19 protein-coding genes are annotated in these 16,640 nt (G+C 59.5%); 5 read left to right on the top strand and 14 right to left on the bottom strand.

Annotation, left to right across the window (positions count from 1 at the left end; translation table 11 throughout):
- Window positions 1-86: 86 nt before the first annotated feature.
- Window positions 87-656 (top strand): GspH/FimT family pseudopilin, encoded by a 570-nt coding sequence (locus tag M0808_RS11255; RefSeq protein ID WP_247841100.1) that lies wholly within the window; start codon window positions 87-89, stop codon window positions 654-656.
- Here M0808_RS11255 and ispH read toward each other — a convergent pair.
- The 6 genes from ispH to murJ all read right to left on the bottom strand — a co-directional run bounded on the left by ispH (window position 613) and on the right by murJ (window position 8,146).
- Window positions 613-1,557 (bottom strand): 4-hydroxy-3-methylbut-2-enyl diphosphate reductase, encoded by a 945-nt coding sequence (gene ispH / locus M0808_RS11250; protein ID WP_027612821.1) that lies wholly within the window; start codon window positions 1,555-1,557, stop codon window positions 613-615. The two genes, M0808_RS11255 and ispH, sit on opposite strands and share 44 nt — an antisense overlap.
- 187 nt (window positions 1,558-1,744) lie before the next feature.
- Window positions 1,745-2,182 (bottom strand): FKBP-type peptidyl-prolyl cis-trans isomerase, encoded by a 438-nt coding sequence (fkpB, locus tag M0808_RS11245; protein WP_177325639.1) that lies wholly within the window; start codon window positions 2,180-2,182, stop codon window positions 1,745-1,747.
- Between the two features lie 7 nt (window positions 2,183-2,189).
- A complete protein-coding gene (lspA, locus tag M0808_RS11240) occupies window positions 2,190-2,702 on the bottom strand; it encodes a signal peptidase II (RefSeq protein ID WP_007963824.1) in 513 nt (170 codons plus the stop codon).
- On the bottom strand, window positions 2,695-5,526 hold the full coding sequence (gene ileS, locus M0808_RS11235; RefSeq protein ID WP_247841098.1) for an isoleucine--tRNA ligase: 2,832 nt from the start codon (window positions 5,524-5,526) through the stop codon (window positions 2,695-2,697). Before ileS ends, lspA begins: the two co-directional genes overlap by 8 nt.
- A 13-nt stretch (window positions 5,527-5,539) precedes the next feature.
- Window positions 5,540-6,478: a bifunctional riboflavin kinase/FAD synthetase gene (gene ribF, locus M0808_RS11230; protein ID WP_003228347.1), complete on the bottom strand. Its 939-nt coding sequence runs from the start codon at window positions 6,476-6,478 to the stop codon at window positions 5,540-5,542.
- Between the two features lie 129 nt (window positions 6,479-6,607).
- On the bottom strand, window positions 6,608-8,146 hold the full coding sequence (murJ, locus tag M0808_RS11225; RefSeq protein WP_247841096.1) for a murein biosynthesis integral membrane protein MurJ: 1,539 nt from the start codon (window positions 8,144-8,146) through the stop codon (window positions 6,608-6,610).
- A 252-nt stretch (window positions 8,147-8,398) separates the two neighbouring features.
- On the opposite strand from murJ, the gene rpsT reads away from it, so the two are divergent.
- A complete protein-coding gene (rpsT, locus tag M0808_RS11220) occupies window positions 8,399-8,671 on the top strand; it encodes a 30S ribosomal protein S20 (protein ID WP_003228351.1) in 273 nt (90 codons plus the stop codon).
- Between the two features lie 183 nt (window positions 8,672-8,854).
- On the opposite strand, the gene M0808_RS11215 is transcribed toward rpsT, so the two are convergent.
- The 5 genes from M0808_RS11215 to rplU form a co-directional block, all read right to left on the bottom strand.
- Window positions 8,855-9,322, bottom strand: a complete 468-nt coding sequence (locus M0808_RS11215; protein ID WP_247841094.1) for a CreA family protein — start codon at window positions 9,320-9,322, stop codon at window positions 8,855-8,857.
- A gap of 11 nt (window positions 9,323-9,333) precedes the next feature.
- Window positions 9,334-10,452 (bottom strand): glutamate 5-kinase, encoded by a 1,119-nt coding sequence (gene proB / locus M0808_RS11210; protein WP_247841092.1) that lies wholly within the window; start codon window positions 10,450-10,452, stop codon window positions 9,334-9,336.
- Window positions 10,453-10,589: 137 nt separating this feature from the next.
- Window positions 10,590-11,813, bottom strand: coding sequence for an Obg family GTPase CgtA (gene cgtA, locus M0808_RS11205; RefSeq protein WP_003228358.1), 1,224 nt, complete (start codon window positions 11,811-11,813; stop codon window positions 10,590-10,592).
- Window positions 11,814-12,007: 194 nt separating this feature from the next.
- Window positions 12,008-12,265 carry a 50S ribosomal protein L27 gene (rpmA, locus tag M0808_RS11200; protein WP_003228360.1) on the bottom strand — a complete coding sequence of 86 codons (258 nt, stop codon included), beginning with the start codon at window positions 12,263-12,265 and terminating at the stop codon, window positions 12,008-12,010.
- A 35-nt stretch (window positions 12,266-12,300) separates the two neighbouring features.
- Window positions 12,301-12,612 carry a 50S ribosomal protein L21 gene (gene rplU / locus M0808_RS11195; RefSeq protein ID WP_003228361.1) on the bottom strand — a complete coding sequence of 104 codons (312 nt, stop codon included), beginning with the start codon at window positions 12,610-12,612 and terminating at the stop codon, window positions 12,301-12,303.
- Between the two features lie 241 nt (window positions 12,613-12,853).
- On the opposite strand from rplU, the gene M0808_RS11190 reads away from it, so the two are divergent.
- The 3 genes from M0808_RS11190 (at window position 12,854) to M0808_RS11180 (ending at window position 14,807) form a co-directional block, all read left to right on the top strand.
- The gene (locus tag M0808_RS11190; protein WP_003228362.1) at window positions 12,854-13,822 is read left to right on the top strand and encodes a polyprenyl synthetase family protein; all 969 of its coding nucleotides are present in this window, start codon (window positions 12,854-12,856) and stop codon (window positions 13,820-13,822) included.
- Between the two features lie 181 nt (window positions 13,823-14,003).
- Window positions 14,004-14,345, top strand: coding sequence for a zinc ribbon domain-containing protein YjdM (locus M0808_RS11185; RefSeq protein WP_003228364.1), 342 nt, complete (start codon window positions 14,004-14,006; stop codon window positions 14,343-14,345).
- Between the two features lie 204 nt (window positions 14,346-14,549).
- A complete protein-coding gene (locus tag M0808_RS11180; protein WP_003228365.1) occupies window positions 14,550-14,807 on the top strand; it encodes a hypothetical protein in 258 nt (85 codons plus the stop codon).
- 136 nt (window positions 14,808-14,943) lie between these two features.
- On the opposite strand, the gene M0808_RS11175 is transcribed toward M0808_RS11180, so the two are convergent.
- The 3 genes from M0808_RS11175 to M0808_RS11165 form a co-directional block, all read right to left on the bottom strand.
- On the bottom strand, window positions 14,944-15,561 hold the full coding sequence (locus M0808_RS11175; RefSeq protein WP_003228367.1) for an FKBP-type peptidyl-prolyl cis-trans isomerase: 618 nt from the start codon (window positions 15,559-15,561) through the stop codon (window positions 14,944-14,946).
- Between the two features lie 121 nt (window positions 15,562-15,682).
- The gene (locus M0808_RS11170) at window positions 15,683-15,988 is read right to left on the bottom strand and encodes a DUF6482 family protein (protein WP_096795239.1); all 306 of its coding nucleotides are present in this window, start codon (window positions 15,986-15,988) and stop codon (window positions 15,683-15,685) included.
- Between the two features lie 135 nt (window positions 15,989-16,123).
- The gene (locus M0808_RS11165; protein WP_007963798.1) at window positions 16,124-16,612 is read right to left on the bottom strand and encodes a TIGR00645 family protein; all 489 of its coding nucleotides are present in this window, start codon (window positions 16,610-16,612) and stop codon (window positions 16,124-16,126) included.
- Window positions 16,613-16,640: the final 28 nt, after the last annotated feature.

Raw genomic sequence — 16,640 nt, 5'->3', positions numbered from 1 at the left:
AACATTCAACCGGCCTGCGTCGGTTGATTTGCCCTGCCCGGCGAAAAGGATCGCCCCGGGCTTCATGCTCCACGGAGGGAGTCGTCATGCCGCAACAGGGTTTCAGCCTGCTCGAATTGCTTATGGGACTGGCAATTGGCGCAATTGTTCTGGCGCTGGTCAGTGCGGCGTTCGCCGCCTTCACCGAGTCGACTCAGCGCGACCAGGCGGCGCGGTCACTGGTTGAAGGCATTCGCAACGCCCGCACCCTGGCCATCACGCGCAATCAGAGCGTGGTTATCCATGGCATCAATGGCGACTGGAGTCAGGGCTGGCGGATCATTCTGGATATCAGCGGCAAGGGGTCGCTGGACAGCAGCAACCCGCTGCTGGTGGAGCATACGAGTGACGGGCGGACACCGATTGTCGGTAATTGGGCGGTCAGTCGTTACGTGCGCTTCAGCAGTCTGGGACAACCGCTGATGCCCGGGCGGGCGTTTCAGGCAGGGACATTACATATCTGTTCGGCACGCGAGCCGGTCAGCCAGCGCCAGGTGGTGCTGGCGGCAACCGGTCGGGTGCGCCTGACCAGCGCAAAGGCTGAGCAGGCGCTGTGCCTGAAGGCGAAGAGCGTCAGATCGAACGGACGCGCAGCTCTTTCGGCATCGAGAAGGTGATGTTCTCTTCGCGACCGGCCAGTTCATCGGCACCGGTCGCACCCCAGGCTTGCAACTGCTGGATCACGCCGCGAACCAGCACTTCCGGTGCGGAGGCACCAGCGGTGATGCCGATGCGCTCGACACCCTCGAACCAGCTCTTCTGCAGGTCTTCGGCGCCGTCGATCAGGTAGGCCGGCGTGGCCATGCGTTCGGCCAGTTCACGCAGACGGTTGGAGTTGGAGCTGTTCGGACTGCCCACCACCAACACCACATCGCATTCGTCGGCCAGTTGCTTGACCGCGTCCTGACGGTTTTGCGTGGCGTAGCAGATGTCGTCCTTGCGCGGACCACCGATGGCCGGGAAACGTGTGCGCAGGGCATCGATCACGCGACTGGTGTCGTCCATCGACAGGGTGGTCTGGGTCACGAACGCCAGTTTTTCCGGGTCACGCACTTGCAGTTCGGCGACGTCTTTCTCGTCTTCGACGAGGTAGATCGCGCCGCCATTGCTGGCGTCGTACTGGCCCATGGTGCCTTCGACTTCCGGGTGACCGGCGTGGCCGATCAGGATGCACTCACGGCCGTCGCGGCTGTATTTCGCGACTTCGATGTGCACCTTGGTCACCAGCGGGCAAGTGGCGTCGAATACCTTCAGGCCACGGCCGGCGGCTTCGCTGCGTACGGCTTGAGAAACGCCGTGGGCACTGAAGATCACGATGACATCGTCCGGCACCTGATCCAGCTCCTCGACGAAGATCGCGCCACGGCTGCGCAGGTCTTCGACGACAAATTTGTTGTGCACCACTTCATGACGCACGTAGATCGGCGGCCCGAAGACTTCCAGGGCGCGGTTGACGATTTCGATCGCCCGGTCCACACCGGCGCAGAAGCCACGGGGGTTGGCGAGTTTGATTTGCATGCTGTGCCTCGTGTCTTGCGCGCGAAATAAATTTACGTCCTGCTGATCGAGCACATTGCTCAAATACAGCAAAAATCCAATGTGGGAGCGGGCTTGCTCGCGAAAGCAGTGTGTCAGACAACGTCTATGTTGAATGTCAGTCAGCATTCGCGAGCAAGCCCGCTCCCACCATTGTTCTGCGATGTACTCAGATCGCTTTGACGTTGATGATCTCGACGTCAAAGGTCAGTGTCTTGCCGGCCAGCGGGTGGTTGAAGTCGATGGTCACTTGCGCGTCATCGAACTCTTTCACCACACCCGGCAGCTCAGTATTGGCCGCATCATTGAAGATCACCAGCAAACCCGGCGACAACTCCATGTCAACGAACTGCGAACGCGGGATGATCTGCACGTTTTGCGGGTTCGGCTGGCCGAAAGCGTTTTCCGGCTCGACGGTCAGCGTACGCTTGTCGCCGGCCTTGAAGCCGAACAATGCTGCTTCGAAACCCGGCAGCAGGTTGCCGTCGCCGACCTTGAAGGTCGCCGGAGCCTTGTCGAACGTGCTGTCGACCGTGTCGCCGTTCTCCAGGCGCAATGCAAAGTGCAAAGTGACTTCCGTGTTCTGGCCGATGCGTTGCTCAGCCAATACCTGTTCAGTCATGAACGGCTTCTCCGGTTTTCTTACTTTTGAACATGTCCAGTGCCAGCATCACCGCACCGACGGTGATGGCGCTGTCGGCGAAGTTGAACGCCGGGAAGTACCAGCGGTTCTGCCAGTGCACCAGAATGAAGTCGATCACATGGCCCAGGGCAATGCGGTCATACAGATTGCCCAGCGCGCCGCCCAGCACCAGCGCCAAAGCGACAGCCAGCCAGGTATCGTTGCGCCCCAGACGCTTGAGCCAGACCACCAGCACCGCACTGACCACAATCGCGATCAGGGCGAACAGCCAGCGCTGCCAGCCGGAGCTGTCGGCCAGGAAGCTGAACGCCGCGCCGGTGTTGTAGGCCAGGGTCCAGCTGAAGTAATCGGGAATGATCACGATCTGCTGGAACATTTCGAGCTTGCCTTCGAAGTAGAACTTGCTGGCCTGGTCGATGACCAGAACCAGCAAACTCAACCAGAGCCAGCTCAACCGTCCGAAACGGCCAACGGCGTTAGGCATAGTGACGAACCTCGCCGGCGCCGCTGATGTTGTCGACGCAACGGCCGCAGATTTCCGGATGCTCCGGGTTCACGCCGACGTCTTCGCGGCAATGCCAGCAACGCGCGCATTTCGGGAAGGCCGATTTTACGATCTTCAGTTTCAGGCCGCTGACTTCGGTGACTACCGCGTCCGCAGGTGCCTGAACGAAAGGTGCCACGCTGGCAGTCGAGGTGATCAATACAAAGCGCAGCTCGTTGCTCAGCTTGGCCAGGTCGGCGCTCAGCGCCTCTTCGGCGAACAGCGTCACTTCGGCCTGCAGGTTGCCACCGACGGCTTTGGCCGCACGCTGGATTTCCATCTCTTTGTTGACCGCTACCTTCACTTCCATGATGCGATCCCAGTACGCGCGACCCAGCTCAAAGCCTTCCGGCAACTCGGTCAGCCCTTCGTACCAGGTGTTGAGCATCACCGATTCGTTGCGCTCGCCCGGCAGGTACTGCCACAGCTCGTCGGCGGTGAACGCCAGGATCGGCGCGATCCAGCGCACCAGCGCTTCGGAGATGTGGAACAGCGCGGTCTGGCACGAGCGACGTGCCTTGCTGTCGGCGCCGGTGGTGTACTGGCGATCCTTGATGATGTCGAGATAGAAACCACCCAGCTCCTGCACGCAGAAGTTGTGGATCTTCGAGTAAACGTTCCAGAAACGGTATTCGCCGTAGTGCTCTTGCAATTCGCGTTGCAGCAGCAGCGTGCGATCCACCGCCCAGCGATCCAGTGCGAGCATGTCTTCAGCCGGCAGCAGGTCGGTGGCCGGGTTGAAACCGGTCAGGTTGGAAAGCAGGAAGCGCGCGGTGTTACGGATGCGACGATAGGCGTCCGCGCTGCGCTGCAGGATCTGCTCGGACACGGCCATTTCGCCAGAGTAGTCGGTCGACGCGACCCACAGACGCATGATGTCGGCGCCCAGGGTGTCGTTGACTTTCTGCGGCGCAATCACGTTGCCCAGCGATTTGGACATCTTGCGGCCGGACTCATCGACGGTGAAGCCGTGGGTCAGCAGCTCGCGGTACGGCGCGTGGTTGTCGATGGCGCAACCGGTCAACAGCGACGAGTGGAACCAGCCGCGGTGCTGGTCGGAACCTTCCAGGTACAGGTCGGCGCGCGGGCCGGTTTCGTGACCCATCGGGTGCGAACCGCGCAGCACGTGCCAGTGGGTGGTGCCCGAGTCGAACCACACGTCGAGGGTATCGCTGATCTTGTCGTACAGCGGCGCTTCGTCGCCCAGCAGTTCAGCGGCGTCGAGTTTGAACCAGGCTTCGATGCCTTCGACTTCAACGCGCTTGGCGACTTCTTCCATCAGCTCGACGGTGCGTGGGTGCAGTTCGCCGCTTTCCTTGTTCAGGAAGAACGGGATCGGCACGCCCCAGTTACGCTGACGGGAGATGCACCAGTCCGGACGGTTGGCGATCATCGAGTGCAGGCGCGCCTGGCCCCAGGCCGGAACGAACTTGGTGTCTTCGATGGCTTTGAGCGAGCGCACGCGCAGGGTGTCGCCGCTGACCGGCTCTTTGTCCATGCCGATGAACCACTGCGCGGTGGCGCGGTAGATCAGCGGGGTCTTGTGGCGCCAGCAGTGCATGTAGCTGTGTTCGATGACGGTGGTGTGCAGCAGCGCACCGACTTCGGTCAGTTTTTCGACGATGGCCGGGTTGGCCTTCCAGATGAACTGGCCGCCAAAGAACTCCAGCGACGGCACGTACACGCCGTTGCTTTGTACCGGATTGAGGATGTCATCGTTGACCATGCCGTACTTCTTGCAGGTCACGAAGTCGTCCACACCGTAGGCCGGGGCGGAGTGAACCACGCCGGTGCCAGCGCCCAGTTCGACGTAGTCAGCCAGGTACACCGGCGACAGGCGGTCGTAGAACGGGTGACGGAAGTTGATCAGTTCCAGCTCTTTACCGGTGGTGGTCGCAATGACCGAACCTTCAACGCCGTAACGCGACAGGCAGGATTCAACCAGCTCCTCAGCCAGCACCAGCAGCTTGTCGCCGATATCAACCAGCGCGTAATTGAACTCAGGGTGAACGTTCAATGCCTGGTTGGCCGGGATGGTCCACGGGGTGGTGGTCCAGATCACGATCGAAGCGGGTTTGCTCAGCGACGGCAGACCGAACGCGGCGGCCAGTTTGGCTTCGTCGGCGATCGGGAACGCCACGTCGATGGTCGAGGACTTCTTGTTCTCGTACTCGACTTCGGCTTCGGCCAGCGCCGAACCGCAATCGAAGCACCAGTTCACCGGCTTGAGGCCCTTGAACACGAAACCGCCCTTGACGATTTCGGCGAGGGCGCGGATTTCACCGGCCTCGTTCTTGAAGTCCATGGTCTTGTACGGGTTGGCGAAGTCGCCCAGCACGCCGAGACGGATGAATTCGCTCTTCTGCCCTTCGATCTGCTCGGTGGCATAGGCACGGCACAGCTCGCGGGTCTTGTCCGCGCCCAGGTTCTTGCCGTGGGTCACTTCAACCTTGTGCTCGATCGGCAGGCCGTGGCAGTCCCAACCCGGAACATACGGCGCGTCGAAGCCCGACAGGGTCTTCGAGCGGATGATCATGTCCTTGAGGATCTTGTTCAGTGCGTGACCGATGTGGATCGTGCCGTTGGCATACGGAGGGCCGTCGTGCAGGACGAACTTCGGACGATCCTTGCCAATCTCGCGCAACTTTCCGTACAGGCCAATACTGTCCCAGCGCTGCAGGATCTGCGGTTCGCGCTGTGGCAGGCCGGCCTTCATTGGGAAGGCGGTGTCCGGAAGGTTTAGCGTGGCTTTATAGTCGGTCATTTAAGGCTCTTCATTAGCGATGGGCGCTAGGTGCGGCTAGTGCACGGGCGGCGGCGACATCCGCGTTGATCGCCGTTTTCAGTGCCTCCAGGGAGGCGAAACGCTGCTCTTCACGCAGCTTTTGGTGGAAAACCACCGTCAGACGCCGGTCATACAGATCGCCGGCAAAATCCAGTAGATGAACTTCAAGGTGGGCTTTGCCATCACCTTGGACCGTAGGCCGCACGCCAATATTGGCGACGCCGGGCCAGGTCTTGCCGTCGATGTCCACATCCACCAGGTAAACCCCGGTGAACGGTACGCGACGGCGCTTGAGTTGAATGTTGGCAGTGGGCGTACCCAGTTGCCGGGCCAGTTTCTGACCGTGCAGCACGCGACCGGCGATCCGGTACGGGCGGCCGAGCAAGCGTTCGGCCAAGGCAAAATCGGCCGCGGCCAACGCGTTGCGCACCTGAGTGCTGCTGACGCGAATGCCGTCCAGCTCGACGGTTTGCGCGGCTTCCACGGTAAACCCGTGGACCTGCCCGGCCTGCAGCAGAAAATCGAAATCGCCGAGGCGATCGCAGCCGAAGCGGAAATCGTCACCGACCTCCAGATGCTGCACGCCGAGACCGTCCACGAGGATGGTATCGACGAATTCACTGGCGCTGAGCTTGCTCAGGCGCTGATTGAAAGCCAGGCACAACACCCGGTCGACGCCTTCGGCGGCCAGCAGCTGCAGCTTGTCACGCAAGCGGGCCAGACGCGCCGGCGCGGTCTCCGGGGCAAAGAATTCCCGTGGCTGCGGCTCGAAAATCACCACGCAGCTGGGTACGCCCAACTCCAGCGCACGCTCACGCAGACGGGCCAGGATAGCCTGGTGACCACGGTGAACACCGTCAAAGTTGCCAATAGTGGCGACGCAGCCCCGATGCTGGGGGCGCAAGTTGTGGAGGCCTCGAACCAGCTGCATAACGCGCTTCTTGCTCATAAAGTGGTCGATTATAACCACACCCGACGGTCGACGACAGGCAACACCGTAACGCAAAGTGATCGAGCCGACAAAACTGCCGGCCCGTGCCCGGTTATAAAGGCTGAAACCTCAGCTCAAAGCCTTGCGATTGAAGTCGCGCAGACGGAAACCGAGCAGCAGCAACATACCGAAATACGCCACCACACCAGCAACCACCAGCGCCCCCAGACGCAGAAAGCGCTCCAGCATGTGCCCCTGATCCCAGGCCGGCATGAAATGCATGCCCAGCAGCAATACCGCCGACATCACCGCCACTGCCACCACCAGTTTGAAGCCAAATGTGTACCAGCCTGGTTGCGGCTGATACATCTTTTGCTTGCGCAGTTGATAGAACAACAGCCCGGCATTCAGACAGGCACCGGCACTGATCGCCAGCGCCAGACCGGCATGAGCCAGCGGCCCGATCAACACCAGGTTGAACAGTTGAGTGACGATCAGTGTGAAGATTGCGATTTTTACCGGGGTGCGGATGTTCTGTTGCGCATAAAAGCCCGGCGCCAGCACCTTGATCACGATAATTCCGAGCAGACCGACAGAATAGGCAATCAGCGCACGCTGGGTCATGGACGCATCAAACGCGCTGAATTGACCGTACTGGAACAATGAGACGGTCAGTGGCTCGGCGAGAATTCCCAGAGCCAGTGCACACGGCAACACCAGCACGAAGCACAGGCGCAGCCCCCAGTCGAGGATCCGCGAATATTCGTGGCGATCCTTGCTCGCATAAGTCTTGGCCAGCGTAGGCAGCAAAATGGTGCCCAACGCTACGCCGAGCACACCGGACGGCAATTCCATCAAACGGTCGGCGTAATACATCCACGACACCGAGCCGGCGACCAGAAACGAGGCAAAAATGGTGTTGATGATCAGCGAAATCTGGCTGACCGAAACGCCGATGATCGCCGGCAGCATTTGCTTCATCACTCGCCAGACGCCGCTATCGCGCAGATTCAAGCGCGGCAGCACCAGCATGCCGATCTTTTTCAGGTGCGGCAGTTGATAGAGCAACTGCGCCAGACCACCGACCAGTACCGCCCAGCCGAGGGCCATCACCGGCGGATCGAAATACGGCGTGAGGAACAGCGAGAACACAATCATGCTGACGTTGAGCAGGGTCGGCACGAAGGCCGGCACCGAAAAGCGGTTCCAGGTATTGAGGATCGCCCCGGCCAGCGAGGACAGGGAGATCAGCAATATATAAGGGAACGTCACCCGCAGCAGGTCGGAGGTGAGCTGGAATTTTTCCGGCGTGTCGGCAAAACCCGGCGCCGTGGCCCAGATCACCCACGGCGCGGCGATCATGCCCAGCGCGGTGACCAATGCCAGCACCAGCGTCAGCAGGCCCGATACATAAGCAATAAAAGTACGGGTCGCCTCTTCACCCTGCTGGCTTTTGTATTCCGCCAGAATCGGTACGAAGGCCTGCGAGAACGCGCCCTCGGCGAAGATTCGCCGCAGCAGGTTGGGCAATTTGAAGGCAATGAAGAAGGCGTCCGTGGCCATTCCGGCGCCGAACGTGCGAGCGATGAGCGTGTCACGGACGAACCCGAGAACCCGGGAAAGCATGGTGATAGAGCTGACGGCGGCCAACGATTTGAGCAGATTCATTGAGGGAATGTGTGCCTGTCGATAAACAGCAGGCGAACAATGCGCCTACTTGTGCGATACTCTGCGCCGCAACAGCACAGAGCCAAAGCTCGCGAGTTTACAGGTCAAGCGCCGGAAATAAATATCCCGCCTCTTTACACCTACCACTTAGCGGAACGTTTCAAGCGCCCTTGACAAGACTTCTCTTCATCGGCATGATTCGCGGCCTATTTTGTTTGCTATTTCCTAAAAAGTCTTTCGAGGAGCTCGACGGTGGCCAACTCACCTTCCGCCAAAAAACGTGCAAAACAGGCTGAGAAGCGTCGCAGCCACAACGCCAGCCTGCGTTCCATGGTTCGTACCTACATCAAGAATGTAGTTAAGGCCATCGACGCAAAAGACGCTGAAAAAGCTCAAGCTGCATACGTTCTGGCTGTGCCAGTTATCGACCGTATGGCCGATAAAGGCATCATCCACAAGAACAAGGCTGCTCGTCATAAGAGCCGTCTGAATGGCCACGTCAAAGCACTGAAAGAAGCTGCTTAATCGACGTAGTCATTAAAAACCGACCTTAGGGTCGGTTTTTTATTGCCTGCGATTTAGTAAATCCAGCACATGAAAAAAGTGGGAGCGGGCTTACTCGCGAATGCAATCTGTCAGCCGACATCTCTAGCGACTGACACGACCTCTTCGCGAGCAAGCCCGCTCCCACATTCTGGATTTGCAGTGTTATTGCTGGACCGGAACCCACGGCACGATCGGGATCGCGGTCACCGCATTCTGCGGGCTACCCTCGATCACGCGATCGCTGTAAACCAGGTACACCAGCGTATTGCGCTTCTTGTCGAGGAAACGCACCACCTGCATGGTCTTGAACACCAGCGATGTGCGCTCCTTGAACACCTCATCACCATCCTTCAGTTCGCCCTTGAACTTGATCGGACCGACCTGACGACAGGCGATCGACGCCTCGGCGCGATCCTCGGCCAGACCCAGACCACCCTTCACCCCTCCCGTCTTGGCGCGAGACAGGTAGCAGGTCACACCGTCGACCTTCGGATCATCGAAAGCCTCGACCACGATCCGGTCATTCGGGCCGACGAACTTGAACACCGTCGACACCTGACCGATTTCCTCGGCCGAGGCCAACAATGGCAGCGCCATCAGCAGACCCATCAATCCTTTTGCCATGCGCATCGCGTTTTTCCTTAGACCAGAATCAGGTTGTCACGATGAACCAGTTCCGGCTCAGCCATGTAGCCCAGCACGCCGACAATTGCATCCGACGACTGACCAATGATTTTTTGCGCTTCAAGCGCACTGTAGTTGGCCAGGCCACGGGCAATCTCGCGACCGTCCGGTGCCACGCAGACCACCATCTCGCCGCGACGGAAGCTGCCCTGGACCAATTTGACGCCGACCGGTAACAGGCTCTTGTTGCCTTGCGACAACGCCGACACCGCGCCTTCGTCCAGCACCAGCGTGCCGCGAGTCTGCAGATGCCCGGCCAGCCACTGCTTGCGCGCCGCCAGCATGCCGCGCTCAGGCGAAAGCAGCGTGCCAATGCGCTCGCCAGCCTTGAGACGATCAAGCACTCGCTCCAGGCGACCACCGACGATGATCGTATGCGCTCCAGACCGCGCCGCCAGCCGCGCCGCACGCAGCTTGGTCTGCATGCCGCCACGCCCCAGCGCGCCACCAGTACCGCCCGCCACCGCATCAAGCTTCGGATCATCGGCGCGCGCTTCGTAAATCAGTTGCGCATCAGGGTTATTGCGCGGGTCGGCGTCGAACATGCCGTCGCGATCGGTGAGGATCACCAGCAGATCGGCCTCGACCAGATTGGCCACCAGCGCCGCCAGCGTATCATTGTCGCCGAAACGGATTTCGTCGGTGACAACTGTGTCGTTTTCATTGATCACCGGAATGACTTTCAGCTCGACCAGCGCACGCAGGGTGCTGCGGGCGTTGAGGTAGCGCTTGCGGTCGGACAGGTCATCGTGAGTCAGGAGAATCTGCGCGGTGTGCCGGCCATGCTCGGCAAAGCTCGATTCCCAGGCCTGCACCAAGCCCATCTGACCGATTGCCGCGGCAGCCTGGAGCTCGTGCATCGCACTGGGTCGTGCGGTCCAGCCCAGACGGCTCATGCCGGCAGCCACCGCCCCGGAGGACACCAGCACCAACTCGACACCTGCCTCATGCAGGGCGACCATTTGCTCGACCCAGACACTCATTGCCGCACGATCCAGCCCTTTGCCATCAGCTGTCAGCAAAGCGCTGCCGATCTTCACGACCCAACGCTGCGCACCTGTCACTTTGCTCCGCATCATCTTCAACCTTAGCTTGAGGACAGCGCGACCCAGCGCTGCCCGTGACGTTAATCGTGGCTATTGGTGACCAACGATCGATTTCCAGATACTAAAACGCCGCTCGATTGAGCGGCGCTTAAGTTTACTGCAACGAATCAGTCACGCACGTAAATGATTTCCGGACCGTCTTCATCATCCACATCTTCTTCGTCCCAGTCATCGTCGCCGATGTCGTGGACCGACTTCACGCCGCTGCGACGCAGGGCACGCTTGTCATCCAGCGCCTGCAACTGTGCACGGGCTTCATCTTCGATGCGCTGATCGAGATCGGCCAGTTCTTCCTTGTACGCAGGATCGTTGGCCAGGCGATCGGCACGATCTTCCAGATAACGCATGATGTCGCGGGTCAGGCGCTCGGTGCCTTCTTTGGCGATGGCCGAGATCACGTAGACCGGACCTTCCCACTGCAGGCGATCAACGATTTCCTTGACGCGCTCTTCGTGCTCTTCCTCGAGAATCTGGTCGCACTTGTTCAGCACCAGCCAGCGATCACGCTCGGCCAGCGACGGACTGAATTTCACCAGCTCGTTGACGATCACTTCAGCCGCGTCCGGTGCACTGGTGTCATCCAGCGGCGCCATGTCGACGAGGTGCAGCAACAGACGCGTACGCGCCAGGTGCTTGAGGAAGCGAATACCCAGGCCGGCACCGTCGGAAGCGCCCTCGATCAGACCCGGAATGTCGGCGATGACGAAGCTTTTCCAGCGGTCAACGCTGACCACACCCAGGTTCGGCACCAGCGTGGTGAACGGGTAGTCGGCGACTTTCGGCTTGGCCGCCGACACCGAACGGATAAAGGTACTTTTACCGGCGTTCGGCAAGCCCAGCAGACCGACGTCAGCCAGCACTTTCATTTCCAGTTTCAGGTCGCGCTGCTCACCCGGCTTACCCGGAGTGGTCTGGCGCGGCGCACGGTTGGTACTGGATTTGAAACGGGTATTACCCAGACCGTGCCAACCGCCCTGCACCACCATCAGTTTCTGGCCGGCCTTGGTCAGGTCGCCAATCACTTCCTGGGTGGCCGAGTCGATCACGGTGGTACCGACCGGCACGCGCAGGATCAGGTCTTCACCTTTCTTGCCGGTGCAATCGGTGCTGCCGCCGTTGGAGCCACGCTCGGCATCGAAGTGCCGGGTGTAACGGTAGTCGACCAGGGTGTTGAGGTTTTCGTCGGCCATCATGTAGATGGAACCGCCGTCACCGCCATCACCGCCGTTCGGGCCGCCGTTTTCAATGAATTTTTCCCGACGGAAACTCATGCAGCCATTGCCGCCGTCGCCAGCTTTTACGCGGATCGATACTTCGTCTACAAACTTCATAACTCAACGCCTCTCGCCATACGGACGAGCCGAAAAACAATCAAGACATAAGACTCTTGCAAAAATGAGCGCAGCGACCCCAAAACACGACCTGCATCGCACGCCGACAGCCCATACAAACAGTTTTGCAAGAGACTCACCCCACAAACGAAAAAGCCCCGTCGCAAGACAGGGCTCTTCCAGCGATCTCGCGATTAAGCCGCGACAACGCTCACGTAACGACGACCGAAGGCGCCTTTTACTTCGAACTTGATCACGCCTTCGATTTTCGCGAAGAGGGTGTGATCCTTACCCATGCCAACGCCGTAGCCAGCGTGGAATTGGGTGCCGCGCTGACGCACGATGATGTTGCCGGCCTTGATGACCTGGCCGCCATACATCTTCACGCCAAGGCGTTTGGCTTCTGAGTCGCGACCGTTACGGGTACTACCACCAGCTTTTTTGTGTGCCATGAGTTCAATTCTCCTAGTGAGGAATTAGGCTGTAATTAAGCCTGAATACCGGTGATTTTGATCTCGGTGAACCACTGGCGGTGGCCCATACGCTTCATGTGGTGCTTACGGCGACGGAACTTGATGATGCGGACTTTATCGTGACGACCTTGGGAGATCACTTCAGCCTTGACGGTTGCGCCAGCAACAACAGGTGCGCCGATGTTCACGTCGTCGCCATTGGCGACCAGCAGAACGCGGTCAAAAGTCACGGATTCGCCAGTAGCGACTTCCAGTTTTTCGATCTTCAGGTATTCACCTTCAGCGACCTTGTATTGCTTACCGCCGGTAACGATTACTGCGTACATGGTATTTCTCCGATAATCCTGCTCACCCAGCTCTTTATAAGAAGAGGTATTGGCTGGCATGGCTGCATGGGGCTGGAACGGCCCAAGTGCAATTGCGTAAGGCAGGTGCTGCCCAGGAAGTTCAGGGTGCGCGATTGTACGCAAGCCGCGAGAGTCACGCAAGTGGCCGTCCATCGCGCCTTGACAGGCCCCGGTGTGGGTCCTAGCATGCCGCGCAACCCTTCTGGAGCAACTGTCGCTGATGCAACCCCAAGCTTTCTACCGCGCGGTGGCGGACGATTTTAACGCCGTCGACGGCATCATCAAGAAGCAGCTGACTTCCCGAGTGCCGCTGGTATCGAAAATCGGCGATTACATCACCTCGGCCGGCGGCAAACGCCTGCGTCCTTTATTGGTGCTGCTGTGCGGCAAGGCCCTGGGTCGCGAAGGCGACGACATGCGCCTGCTGGCCGCCACCATCGAATTCCTGCACACCGCGACCCTGCTGCATGACGACGTGGTCGACATGTCCGGCATGCGCCGTGGCCGCTCGACCGCCAACGCCATGTGGGGCAACGCCCCGAGCGTATTGGTCGGCGACTTCCTGTACTCGCGCTCGTTCGAAATGATGGTCGAACTGGGTTCGATGCCGGTAATGAAGATCCTGTCCCAGGCCACGCGCATCATCGCCGAAGGCGAAGTGTTGCAGCTGTCCAAGGTACGCGACGCCAGCACCACCGAAGAAACCTACATGGAAGTCATCCGCGGCAAGACCGCGATGCTTTTCGAAGCCTCGACCCACAGCGCCGCCGCACTGGCCGGTGCCACCGCCGAGCAGAGCGAAGCCCTGCGCACCTTCGGTGATCACCTCGGCGTGGCGTTCCAGCTGGTCGACGACCTGCTGGACTACAAGGGTGATGCCGAGACTCTGGGCAAGAACGTCGGTGACGATCTGGCCGAAGGCAAGCCGACCCTGCCGCTGATCTACACCATGCGCGAAGGTACGCCGGAGCAAGCTGCTCTGGTACGTCAGGCGATCCAGAAAGGCGGGATCGAAGACCTCGAAAGCATCCGCATCGCCGTGGAAGCCTCGGGTTCGCTGGAGTACACCGCGCAACTGGCCCGCGACTACGTGGCCCGTGCGATCAAGTGCCTCGACGCGCTGCCGGCCAGCGAATACCGCGATGCACTGGTGGAACTGAGCGAATTTGCGGTCGCCCGCACGCACTGATCTGCCTTCTGTGGGAGCGGGCTTGCTCGCGAAAGCAACCTGTCATTCAACATTAATGTTCAATGACACACCGCATTCGCGAGCAAGCCCGCTCCCACAGTTGTTTCTGCTCTATGCCCTCCTGCGCGTAAAACCTTATACAATGTGCGACTTTTAGCGATCCACATCCCAAGGAGCCTTAGTGAGCACGTTGCCACCCTGCCCGAAATGCAATTCCGAATACACCTACGAAGACGGTGCCCAACTGATCTGCCCTGAGTGCGCCCACGAGTGGTCGGCCAACGGCGAAGCCGAAGTGGCATCCGATGATGCCGTGAAGAAAGATTCAGTCGGCAACGTGCTGCAGGACGGCGACACCATCACCGTGATCAAGGACCTGAAAGTCAAGGGCACTTCGCTGGTGGTCAAGGTCGGCACCAAGGTCAAGAACATCCGCCTGTGCGATGGCGACCACGACATCGACTGCAAGATCGATGGCATCGGCCCGATGAAGCTCAAGTCCGAGTTCGTCAGAAAGGTCTGATCCTGCTGTCAGCCATCCCGTGCCCGCCGCGGGATGGTGCGTCACCCTCCCCGCCAGCCCCCGCATTCTCGCGTAATAGCCAGACGCCAGCCGTTTTGACCTTACGCAATCTTTACCCGGAAAAAATCGCATTCCGCCAATAGGCACTTGCTATTTGACGAATAAGAATTATTCTCATTGAAACCTTTCAAGGAGATGAGACCCATGACTTATTTGATCGACGCCTGGCTGGATCGCCCACACCCGTACCTCAGGATCCTGCATCGGGAAACCGGCGAAGTCTGTGCGGTACTGGAAGAAGAAGCCCTGCATGAGCTGCAGGATCAGGGTGATCTGGACGTCAGCAGCCTGAATTCCAGCGAACCGCTGGTGCTCAAGGAGCTGGTGCGCAATCTGTTCCTGTTCTGCTATGCCCGGGCCTTGCGCCCGACCAATGAGCTGCATCACAAGATCGAAATATGAGTAGCGCGGAAAAAACTGTGGGAGCCAGCCTGCTGGCGAAAGCGCTGTGTCAGGCAACGGATGATTGCCTGAAAGGACGCCTTCGCGAGCAAGCCCGCTCCCACATTATTGACCTGTCACCGGGACAGGCCAAGTATTACAGAACGTCCAGCAGCTCGACGTCGAATACCAGAACGCTGTGCGGCGGGATGCTGCCAACGCCTTGAGCGCCGTAAGCCAGTTCGCTCGGCACGTACAGGCGCCATTTGCTGCCGGCATTCATCAGTTGCAGAGCTTCGGTCCAGCCAGCGATCACGCCACCAACCGGGAATTCTGCTGGCTGGCCACGATCGTAGGAGCTGTCAAACACGGTACCGTCGATCAGCATGCCGTGGTAGTGAGTACGCACGGTGTCTTCACGGGATGGCTTGGCGCCTTCGCCCTGGGTCAGCACTTCGAATTGCAGACCGGAAGCCAGAGTAGTGATGCCTTCTTTCTTGGCGTTTTCAGCCAGGAAAGCACGGCCTTCACCGGCAGCCGCTTCAGCCTTGGCAGCGGCTTCGGCTTGCATGATCTCGCGGATCACTTTGAAGCTGGCGGACATGGCTTCCTGATCGACACGGCTTGGCTTGCCGGCGAATGCGTCGGTCAGACCGGCCAGGATGGCGTCCAGGCTGACACCCGGTGGCGGGTTGTCGCGCAGCTGGTCACCCAGCTGACGGCCAATACCGTAGCTGACGCGGGTTTCGTCGGTGGACAGATTTACTTCGGACATGACACTGCTCCGCTGTGCGGACGGCCATCAGACTTGCCGTGCGTGCACAGCGCGTCCCGGCGCGCCCGGAACCAAAAGGGCGAGCAGACTAGCACAGATGCCCGGCGATGGGGCGCAACGCCTACAGGGCCGAGCGCCAGGCCAGCGGCACTTTCAGGCTTTCCTCGTCACTGACGCCCAGGCCGCACATTTCGTCGTGCACCGAGGTGTGTACAAGGTTGAACGGCAGCACCGGAAAGTTATGCAGCAAATCCCGCGCATGCTCCACCGAGCGCAGCTGCAGCATTTCGCCCTTGAGATCACTCAGCGGATACGCCGCCCCGTGCATCCGCGCTTCGAGCAGATAAATCCCGCCCTCCATGGAGATCAGGTTCAGCTCATCGACCTTCCTGGCAATGGCAAACGCATTCAATTCTTGCAGGTTCATGAACGCACCTCACGCGGTGGCGAGCGAAGACCCTTACAGGGATATGCCCGCGCGCACCAAAGCACAAGCCACAAACGACACCGCCCGTCTGTTTCGCAACAGACGGGCGGTGTTTTTGCAGCGATCAAACAATGATCAGTGCTTGGTGAGCTTGTCCAGATAACCCATCGCGAACGCCGAAATCACGAAGGTCATGTGGATGATCACGTACCACATCAGGTGCTCGGGATCGACGTTCTTGGCATCCATGAAGATCCGCAGCAGGTGGATCGAGGAAATCGCCACGATCGACGCCGCCACTTTCATCTTCAGCGACGAGGAGTCCATGGTGCCCAGCCAGCTGAGTTTCTCTTTGCCTTCGTCGATGTTCAGCTCGGACACGAAGTTTTCGTAGCCGGAAATCATCACCATCACCAACAGGCCGCCCACCAGCGCCATGTCGATCAGCGACAGCAGCACCAGAATCAGATCCGATTCGGCCATGGAAAACACGTTGGGAATGACATGAAACACTTCCTGGAAGAATTTCAATGCCAGCGCCAGCAGCCCGAGGGACAGCCCGATATAGATCGGCGCCAGCAGCCAGCGCGTGGCGTACATTGCATTTTCGATAAAGCGTTCCATTGACTCTCACACAATAAGGATTGAAATC

Source organism: Pseudomonas sp. MWU12-3103b (genome assembly GCF_023100615.1).
In the GTDB taxonomy this organism is placed as follows: domain Bacteria; phylum Pseudomonadota; class Gammaproteobacteria; order Pseudomonadales; family Pseudomonadaceae; genus Aquipseudomonas; species Aquipseudomonas putida_A.
Note: the sequence above shows the minus strand (reverse complement) of the source record. Positions and strands in the feature narration are given on the sequence as shown.

Bases quoted from the DNA above. Each gene is read 5' to 3' on its own strand.
- M0808_RS11255 (WP_247841100.1), top strand. From the start codon at position 87: ATGCCGCAACAGGGTTTCAGCCTGCTCGAATTGCTTATGGGACTGGCA.
- ispH (WP_027612821.1), bottom strand. From the start codon at position 1,557: ATGCAAATCAAACTCGCCAACCCCCGTGGCTTCTGCGCCGGTGTGGAC.
- lspA (WP_007963824.1), bottom strand. From the start codon at position 2,702: ATGCCTAACGCCGTTGGCCGTTTCGGACGGTTGAGCTGGCTCTGGTTG.
- ileS (WP_247841098.1), bottom strand. From the start codon at position 5,526: ATGACCGACTATAAAGCCACGCTAAACCTTCCGGACACCGCCTTCCCA.
- ribF (WP_003228347.1), bottom strand. From the start codon at position 6,478: ATGCAGCTGGTTCGAGGCCTCCACAACTTGCGCCCCCAGCATCGGGGC.
- murJ (WP_247841096.1), bottom strand. From the start codon at position 8,146: ATGAATCTGCTCAAATCGTTGGCCGCCGTCAGCTCTATCACCATGCTT.
- M0808_RS11215 (WP_247841094.1), bottom strand. From the start codon at position 9,322: ATGCGCATGGCAAAAGGATTGATGGGTCTGCTGATGGCGCTGCCATTG.
- proB (WP_247841092.1), bottom strand. From the start codon at position 10,452: ATGCGGAGCAAAGTGACAGGTGCGCAGCGTTGGGTCGTGAAGATCGGC.
- cgtA (WP_003228358.1), bottom strand. From the start codon at position 11,813: ATGAAGTTTGTAGACGAAGTATCGATCCGCGTAAAAGCTGGCGACGGC.
- rpmA (WP_003228360.1), bottom strand. From the start codon at position 12,265: ATGGCACACAAAAAAGCTGGTGGTAGTACCCGTAACGGTCGCGACTCA.
- rplU (WP_003228361.1), bottom strand. From the start codon at position 12,612: ATGTACGCAGTAATCGTTACCGGCGGTAAGCAATACAAGGTCGCTGAA.
- M0808_RS11190 (WP_003228362.1), top strand. From the start codon at position 12,854: ATGCAACCCCAAGCTTTCTACCGCGCGGTGGCGGACGATTTTAACGCC.
- M0808_RS11180 (WP_003228365.1), top strand. From the start codon at position 14,550: ATGACTTATTTGATCGACGCCTGGCTGGATCGCCCACACCCGTACCTC.
- M0808_RS11175 (WP_003228367.1), bottom strand. From the start codon at position 15,561: ATGTCCGAAGTAAATCTGTCCACCGACGAAACCCGCGTCAGCTACGGT.
- M0808_RS11170 (WP_096795239.1), bottom strand. From the start codon at position 15,988: ATGAACCTGCAAGAATTGAATGCGTTTGCCATTGCCAGGAAGGTCGAT.
- M0808_RS11165 (WP_007963798.1), bottom strand. From the start codon at position 16,612: ATGGAACGCTTTATCGAAAATGCAATGTACGCCACGCGCTGGCTGCTG.